At 70.7% G+C, this 8,445-nt stretch carries 6 protein-coding genes; 3 read left to right on the top strand and 3 right to left on the bottom strand.

Going from position 1 to position 8,445, the window contains the following annotated elements:
• The 3 genes from ydiJ to AC27VN_RS24710 form a co-directional block, all read right to left on the bottom strand.
• Positions 1 to 2,716, bottom strand: a 2,716-nt coding sequence (gene ydiJ, locus AC27VN_RS24700; RefSeq protein ID WP_490878224.1) for a D-2-hydroxyglutarate dehydrogenase YdiJ, incomplete at its 3' end; no start/stop codon positions are given.
• 20 nt (positions 2,717 to 2,736) lie between these two features.
• Positions 2,737 to 3,729, bottom strand: a complete 993-nt coding sequence (locus AC27VN_RS24705) for a tripartite tricarboxylate transporter substrate binding protein (protein WP_490878225.1) — start codon at positions 3,727 to 3,729, stop codon at positions 2,737 to 2,739.
• 22 nt (positions 3,730 to 3,751) lie between these two features.
• Complete coding sequence (locus tag AC27VN_RS24710) at positions 3,752 to 4,630, bottom strand: amidohydrolase family protein (RefSeq protein ID WP_490878226.1); 879 nt, start codon at positions 4,628 to 4,630, stop codon at positions 3,752 to 3,754.
• 115 nt (positions 4,631 to 4,745) lie between these two features.
• On the opposite strand from AC27VN_RS24710, the gene AC27VN_RS24715 reads away from it, so the two are divergent.
• The 3 genes from AC27VN_RS24715 to AC27VN_RS24725 all read left to right on the top strand — a co-directional run.
• Positions 4,746 to 5,693, top strand: a complete 948-nt coding sequence (locus AC27VN_RS24715) for a LysR family transcriptional regulator (RefSeq protein ID WP_256222360.1) — start codon at positions 4,746 to 4,748, stop codon at positions 5,691 to 5,693.
• A 132-nt stretch (positions 5,694 to 5,825) separates the two neighbouring features.
• Positions 5,826 to 7,304, top strand: a complete 1,479-nt coding sequence (locus AC27VN_RS24720) for an aldehyde dehydrogenase (protein WP_057591394.1) — start codon at positions 5,826 to 5,828, stop codon at positions 7,302 to 7,304.
• Positions 7,305 to 7,352: 48 nt separating this feature from the next.
• Positions 7,353 to 8,445 (top strand): FAD-dependent oxidoreductase (locus tag AC27VN_RS24725; protein WP_490878227.1); only part of this gene is annotated, 1,093 nt, incomplete at its 3' end.

Consider the following 8,445-nt stretch of genomic DNA (forward strand, 5'->3'; position numbering starts at 1 on the left):
GGAAGTCGCCCGGCGTGGCGCGCGGCGGCGCTTCGGCGGGCAGCGCATCGAGCAGCCATTCCTGCGGCAGCAGCACCGAAGGCAGGCGCGGTATCCGCGGCAGCTTGGCGTACTCCTGGCGGTAGACCAGCGTCATCGCGGGATCGAGGCCGACCAGCGGCACGCCGCATTGCGCGAGTGCGTCGAGCATGTCGGCGTTGCGGCGCGCGGCGCGGTCGAAGGCACGCAGGAAGCCCTGCACCTGCAGCGGCTTGCCGTTGGGCCGAAAGGGCGCGAGCCACACCGTGCAGCCCAGCCGCGCGGCCAGCGCGATGAAGGCCGCGAGCACCGGCGTCTCGAAGTAGCGCGTGAAGGCGTCCTGCACCAGCACCACCGAGCGCGCGCGCTCGTCGGCGCTCAGTCGCGCCAGCGCCGAGGGCGTGGCGTGGCGCACGTTCCAGCGCCGCAGGGTGGCGCCGAAGTCGAAGCGGCTCAGCAGCGGCGCATCGACCATGCCGGCATGCCGCGCGAGCAGGCCGCGCACCGCGGGCAGGGCCATCAGGCCGTTGTAGAGCGCCGGCATGCGCGCGAGGCCGGGCATGCTGTATTCGAGCGAGCCGATGAAGTAGTCCTTGAGCGGGCGCAGGTAGCGCGCGTGGTAGAGCTCGAGAAAGCGCGCGCGGAACTCCGGCACGTTGACCTTCACCGGGCATTGCCCCGCGCAGGACTTGCAGGCCAGGCAGCCGGCCATCGCCTCGTAGACCTCGTGCGAGAAATCGTCGCCGTTCGAACGCCGCCGGCCGTTGCGCCAGCGCGCGGGCAGCCCGGCCAGGAACGAGGGCTGCCGCGCCGCGGCCTGCAGCACGTCGACGCCGGCTTCGCCCTGCAGCCGCAGCCATTCGCGCAGCAGCGAGGCGCGCCCCTTGGGCGAATGGCGGCGCTCGCGCGTGGCCTTCCACGAGGGGCACATGGCGTCGTCGGGGTCGAAGTCGTAGCAGGCGCCGTTGCCGTTGCAATGCAGGCCGCTGGCGTAGCTTTGCCACACGCGCTCGTCGATGCGGCGGTCGGCGTCGGCGCGCATCGGCACCTCGTCGATGCGCAGCAGCGCCGCATCGACGCCCGCGGGCGTCGCGATCTTGCCGGGGTTGAGCTGGTTGTGCGGATCGAAGGCGGCCTTGAGTTCCTGCAGCGACGCATAGAGCGGGCCGAAGAAGGCCGGTGCGTATTCGGAACGCACGCCCTTGCCATGCTCGCCCCAGAGCAGGCCGCCGTACTTCTGGGTGAGCCGCGCCACCGCGTCGGAGAGCGGGCGGATCAGCGCGGCCTGGGCCGGGTCCTTGAGGTCCAGCGCGGGCCGCACGTGCAGCACGCCGGCATCCACGTGGCCGAACATGCCGTACGAGAGGCCATGGCCGTCGAGCAGCGCGCGGAACTCGGCGATGTAGTCGGCGAGCCGCTCGGGCGGCACGGCGGTGTCTTCCACGAAGGGCTGCGGCCGCGCCTCGCCCTGCACATTGCCCAGCAGGCCCACCGCGCGCTTGCGCATCGCATAGACCCGGGTCACGGCGGCATGGCCGGCCGCGATGGTGTGGCCCAGGCGCGCCGCGCCGGCATCGCGCGCGAGGTGCGCGACGAAGGCCGCGACGCGGGTCTCGAGCAGCTCCAGCGAATCGCCGCTGAACTCGACCATGTTGATGCCGCGCGTGGGCGCGCTGTCTTCGCTCGATGGGAAGTATTCGGCCACGCCCTGCCACACGATGTCCTCCATCGCGAGCATCAGCACGCGCGAGTCCACGGTCTCGATCGACAGCGGCGCATGCGCCATCAGCGCCTGGGCATCGCGCAGCGCATCCATGAAGCTCGCATAGCGCACGTTGACCAGCACCGTGTGGCGCGGAATCGGCAGCAGCTTGAGCTCGGCCCCGACGATGAAGCCCAGCGAGCCTTCGGCGCCGCAGAGCACGCTGTTGAGGTTGAAGCGCCCGTCGCGCTCGCGCAGGTGCGCGAGGTCGTAGCCGGTGAGGCAGCGGTTGAGCTTGGGAAAGCGTTCTTCGATCAGCGCGGCATCGCGCTCGGCGATCCGGTGCGCGCAGCGCCAGGCATCGCCCACGCGGCCGGGGCGCGCCAGCTGGGCCTGGAGTTCGTCGGGCCCGGCGGGGCGGCTTTCGAAGCGTTCGCCGCCCGGCAGCACGACCTCGAGCGCGAGCACGTGGTCGCGCGTCTTGCCGTAGCTGCAGCTGCCCTGGCCGCTCGCGTCGGTGCTGACCATGCCGCCGATGGTGGCGCGGTTCGAGGTCGACAGCTCGGGCGCGAAGAACAGGCCGTGCGGCGCGAGCGCCGCGTTGAGCTGGTCCTTCACCACGCCGGCCTGCACGCGCGCCACGCGCCGCACCGGATCGATCCAGACGATGCCGTCGAGGTGCCGCGACAGGTCGACCGCGATGCCGTCGGTCAGCGACTGCCCGTTGGTGCCGGTGCCGCCGCCGCGCGGCGCGAGCACCACGCGCCGGTGCTCGTCGCGGTCCATCAGCCTCGCGAGCCGCACCACGTCGTCGGCATGCTTCGGAAACACCACGGCCTGCGGCAGCCGTTGGTAGATCGAGTTGTCGGTCGCGAGCACCGTGCGGTCGGCGTGGCGCTGGCTGATCTCGCCCTCGAAGCCTGCGGCGGCCAGCGCCGCGAGAAACTGCCGGTAGTGCTGCGCCAGCGTGACCGGGGGTGGAACGTGGGCGATCATGGCCGGCCGTGCAGCGCCGCTCAGTCCGCCTTGAGGCGGCCTTGCTTGACCAGCCGCGTCGCCAGCACCGCGTCTTCCTGCACCAGCCGCTGCAGGTAGGCCGCGCTCTCGGCGAGGGGCTCGCTGCCCAGTTCGCGGATCGGCTTCGAGAACTCGGGCTCGACCACCGACTTCGAGATCCAGCCCTGCAGGCTCGCGACGGTCTGCGGCGCGATGCCCTTGGGCGCGAACACGCCGACGAAGGTGGTGGCGTCGAAACTCGGAATGCCCTGCTGCGCGAGGTTCGGCACGCCGGCCAGCATGCCGCCGACCTGCGGGCCGAGCACCAGCAGCGCGCGCAGGCCGCCGCTCTTGAGGTGCGGCGCCGAGCTCGTGACCTGGTCGATCACGGCGTCGATCTGGCCGCCGAGCAGGTCGACCACGGCCGGACCCGAACCCTTGTAGGGCACGGCATTGACGCGTGCCTTCGCGGCGTCCTCGAGCTGCAGCAGCGCCAGGTGGTTCGGCGAGCCCGGGCCCGCATGGCCGATGGTCACGTTCTCGCTCTTGGCCTGGATCGCCTGCAGGAAGTCGCCGGCGGTCTTGAAGCGCGCATCGTTGGCGCGCACCACCACCACCACGGGCGTGCGGCTCAGCACCGCCACGGGCACGAAGTTTTCGGCGCGGTAGGGCACCTTGATCATCTCGGGCAGGGTGCCGAGCTGGCCCGGCGTGGCCACCAGCAGCGAATGGCCGTCGTTCTCGGCGCGCGAGGCCCAGCCCGTGCCCACGGCACCGCCGCCGCCGGCGCGGTTGTCGACGATCACCGACTGCCCCGCATGGCGCGTCAGCGGCACGCCCAGGGTGCGGGCCGTGATGTCCACGTTGCCGCCCGGTGCGAAGGGCACGATCAGCGTGAGGGGCTTGGTCGGAAAGGCGCGGCCCTGCGCCCTGCCGGGCCATGCCGCCGCGGATGCGGCGAGCGCGACGCCGCCCTGGATGAAGGCCCTGCGGTTGAAGTTGTTGTCGGTCATTCGAACGTCTCCCTGTGATGAATCAATGGTTCCAGTAAAGCTGCGTGGGGTTGCGTACCAGCACCTGTCGAAGGTCGCCGTCGGGCAACCAGGCGCGCAGCGCTCCGGCCAGTTCGCTGCCGGCGGTAGCGCGCGCGTCGATGCCGGGGTGCGGCCAGTCCGATCCCCAGAGGATGCGTTCGGGGTTGGCGCGTGCCAGCGCATGGGCCAGCGGGATCACGGCGGGGTCGGTGGCGCAGGCCGATGCGCTGAGCCGGTAGGCGCCCGAGAACTTGACCCAGGCGCGCCCTTCCGCGAGCAGCGCGCGCAGGTTCGCGAGCCCGGGGCCCTGCGGTGTCGCGCCGGGCGCCGGATGGCCGAAGTGGTCGACCACCACCTGCAACCCGGTGGCGGCCACGCGCGGCACCAGGTCGGGATCGTGCTCGACGTCGACCAGCAGCTGCAGGTGCCAGCCGAAGGCCGCGATGCGGTCGGCGATGGCGCGCAGGCTGGCGGCCGACACGCCGCCCGAGAACAGCGCGTTGCAGCGCGCGCCGCGCACGCCCAGCGCATGCAGTTCCTCGATCTCGCGCTCGCTCGTGTCCTCGAAGATCACGGCCACCCCGCGCATGCTGCCGGGCGCCGCCTCGCGCAGCATGCGCTTGAGCAGCGAATGGTCGCGGCCGTAGACGCTGGGCTGCACCAGCACGCAGCGCTCGACGCCAACGGGTCCGAAGGCGGCCCAGTAGTCGGCCATCGAAGCCGGGGCCGGCGTGTACGAGCGCTCGTCGATCAGCGGGAATTCACGCGCATCGCCGAAGACGTGGAAGTGGGTGTCGCAGGAACCTTCGGGGAATATCCGGGCGCTGTCGGGAATGGCGGAGGTCGGGGGAAGCCGGTCGTGCATGGAAAGAGATGCCATGGAGAAGAAGATCGATGCCATGGAGAGGAGGCTGGGATGCGGGCTATTGTTCTGAGAGGCCCCCGCGTGAGGCAAGATCATCTTTGTCATCTTCATCGTGAACCGGATTCATCCCATGAACGCCGCCGGCGGCCCGCCCCTGAACCTGCGCAGCATCGACCTCAACCTGCTGGTCATCTTCGAAGCCCTGTTCGAGGAGCGCAGCGTGGTCAAGGCCGCCACCCGGCTGGGCCTGACCGCCTCGGCCGTGAGCCATGCGCTGCGCCGCCTGCGCACGCAGTTCAAGGACCCGCTGCTGACGCGCACGCCGCAGGGCATGGCGCCCACGCCCGAGGCCGTGCGCCTGGCCACGAGTTTTCGCAAGGCCTTCAGCGAGATCGAAAGCGCGATCGAGGTGCGCGGCGGCTTCGATCCCGCGACCGCGCGCCGCACCTTCCACCTGCGGCTGTCGGACTACGTCGGCGTGCTGCTGCTGCCGCGGCTGTGCATCCACCTGAGCTCGGTGGCACCCGGTGTCAGCCTGTCGGTGCAGTCCTTCGACATGTACCAGCCCTCGGACCGCGTGGAGTACGAGGGCGTGGAGATCCGGCTCTCGGTGTCGCGCGGCCGCTCGGTGCTGTCGGCCTCGCGGCGCATCCTCGACGACCAGTGGATGGTGCTGATGCGCAAGGGCCATCCCGCGGCCTCGGAGCCGATGACGCTCGACAGGTACCTGTCGCTGGGCCATCTCAAGGTCTCGGGTGTGGGCAGCAGCATCCTCGACGAGATCCTGGCCGAGCGTGGGCTCGCGCGCCGCGTGATGATCCAGGTGCCGACCTGGCTCGGCATGGTGCCCGTGATCGAATCGACCGACCTGATCGCGGCCATGCCCGCGCACTGGATGGACAGCGTGCTCTCGGGCTCGGACTGCGTGGCGATGCCGATGCCGCTGCCCGAGCTGGGCCTGTCGATCGACGCGGTCTGGCATCCGCGCAACGAGCACGACGCGGGCCACCGCTGGTTCCGCGAGCTGATCCACCAGATCTTCGAGGAGGCCTACGACAAGTCGCGCGTGCTGCGCTGAACGCAGCCGCGGCCATCGATGACGAAAGCTCACGAGAGGCCCAGGACTCATCGCTTGTGCCACCGCGTGCCGCGCCGGAAACTGAACGCCATTCATCCAGTTCACCCGGCCCACCCACGGAGCACGCAAGCAATGCAGCAGTACAGACTCTTCATCGGCAACGAATGGCAGGCGAGCGCATCGGCGCAGTGGTTCGATTCGCTCGACCCGTTCTCGGGCGAGCCCTGGGCCCGCATTCCGCAGGGCAATGCCGAGGACGTCGACCGCGCGGTGAAGGCGGCCGAGGCCGCGATGCAGGGCCCGTGGGGCCAGATGTCGGCCACGCAGCGCGGCATGCTGCTGCATCGCCTGGGCGCGCTGATCGAGGCCAACCTCGACACCCTCACCGAGGCCGAGGCGCGCGACAACGGCAAGCTGCGCAGCGAGGTGCGCGGCCAGGTCTCGTACATGGCGAAGTACTTCTATTACTACGGCGGCCTGGCCGACAAGATCCAGGGCGCGGTGATCCCGATCGACAAGCCCAAGGTCTTCAACTACACGCGGCTCGAGCCGATCGGCGTGGTCGGCACCATCACGCCGTGGAACTCCTCGCTGCTGTTGACGGCCTGGAAGGTGGCGCCGGCGCTGGCGGCCGGCAACGCCATCGTCGCCAAGCCCTCGGAGCACACCTCGGTGTCGCTGCTCGAGCTGGCGCGGCTGTTCGCCGAGGCGGGCTTTCCGCCCGGCGTGTTCAACGTGGTCACGGGCTTCGGCAAGGAAGTGGGCGAGCCGCTGGTCGAGCATCCGGGCGTGGCCTGCATCGCCTTCACCGGCGGCGACGAGGGCGGGCGCCGCGTGAGCGTGGCGGCAGCGAAGCACTTCAAGCGCGTGACGCTCGAGCTCGGCGGCAAGTCGCCCAACATCGTGTTCGACGACGCCGACCTCGCGCGCGCCGCCAACGGCGTGATCACCGGCATCTTCTCGGCCGGCGGCCAGACCTGCATGGCGGGCTCGCGGCTGCTGCTGCAGGAGAGCATCCACGACGAGTTCGTCGAGCGGCTGGTCGCGATCGCCTCCAAGGCCAAGCTCGGCGACCCTTCGCTGCCCGACGTGCAGGTGGGCCCGGTGGCCACGCGGCCGCAGTTCGACAAGGTGGTGAGCTACATCGACATCGCCAAGGCCGAGGGCGCGCATTGCGCCTTCGGCGGCAAGGTGCGCAGCGGCCCGGGCTATGGCGCGGGCCAGTTCGTCGAGCCGACCATCTTCACGGGCGTAGACAACGGCATGCGCATCGCGCAAGAAGAAGTGTTCGGGCCGGTGCTGTCGGTGCTCAAGTTCAAGGACGAGGCCGACGCGGTGCGCATCGGCAACGACATCCGCTTCGGCCTCGCGGCCGGCGTGTGGACGCGCAGCCTGCACCGCGCGATGCACATGTCGGAGCGGCTCAAGGCCGGCACGGTGTGGATCAACAACTACCGCTCGACCAGCTTCACCACGCCCTTCGGCGGCTTCAAGGACAGCGGCCAGGGCCGCGAGGGCGGCGTGGAGGCGGTGAAGGAATTCCTCGAGACCAAGAGCGTGTGGATCTCGACCGAGCTCGACATGCCGGACCCGTTCATCCGCAAGTACTGAGCGGGTTCGCTCCAGGCATGCCGGCGCCAGAAGAAAGAAAGTAGAGACATGAACGAAGCATCCCTGCCCATCGACCGCTGCGACGTGCTCGTCGTCGGCTGCGGCATCTCGGGCCTGAGCGCTGCGGTGGCCGCGGCCGCCGCGGGCGCGACCGTGACGGTGCTGGAACGCGCCACGCCCGAGGAGTTCGGCGGCAACACGCGCTGGACCGAGTCCTACTTCCGCATGAAGAGCGAGACCGAGGTCAGCGACGATTTCGAGGAACTGCTGGTGGCCAACGCCGGCCACCACATCGACCCCGAGATCGTGCAGCACGCGGCCGCGCCCTACGAGGACTGGCCGCCGCACGTCAAGGCGCACGGCATGCCCGACCCCGAGCTGGTCGCCACGCTGGCCGGCGAGGCCGGCGCCACGGTGCGGTGGCTCCAGGGCTTCGGCGTGCGCTTCGCGGCGCTGCCGACCTATTTCGTGACCGCGGCCGCGCCGCGGCTGATGCCGGTGGGCGGCGGCCTCGCGCTGATCGAGGCGCTGCGCGACGAAGCGCTGCGCCTGGGCGTGTCGATCCGCTACCGCAGCACCGCGCAGCAACTGCGGCGCGCCGATGCGCGCGGCGAGCTGGCGGTCGACACCGTCGGGCCCGACGGCAGCGTGCGGCGCATCGTGGCGCGCGGCGTGGTGCTGGGCACGGGCGGCTTCGAGGGCAACCCCGAGATGCTCACGCGCTACATCGGCCCGCAGGCGCGCTACCTGCGGCCGGTGGCGCGTGGCGGCTACTACAACCGCGGCGAGGGCATCCGCATGGCGCTCGATGCCGGCGGCGCACCGGCCGGCGACTTCGGCTCCTACCATGCCGAGCCCATGGACCCGCGCTCGGCCCAGGTCGAGCCGCTGGTGATGAGCTTCTCGTACGGCCTGCTGGTCAACAAGGAGGGCCGGCGCTTCGTCGATGAGGCGCCGGGGCCGGTCGACGTGCACTACGACCCGATCGCGCGCGCCATCAAGGACCAGCCCGACGGCATCGCCTTCATGGTCTACGACCAGCGCATCCACGAGGTACCGAACTGGAAGAAGGGCATCCGCACCGACCAGCCGCCGATCGAGGCCGGGTCGCTGGAAGCGCTCGCGCGCGCCTGCGGCATCG

It is taken from the genome of Variovorax sp. 20P10.2.4 (assembly GCF_058244205.1).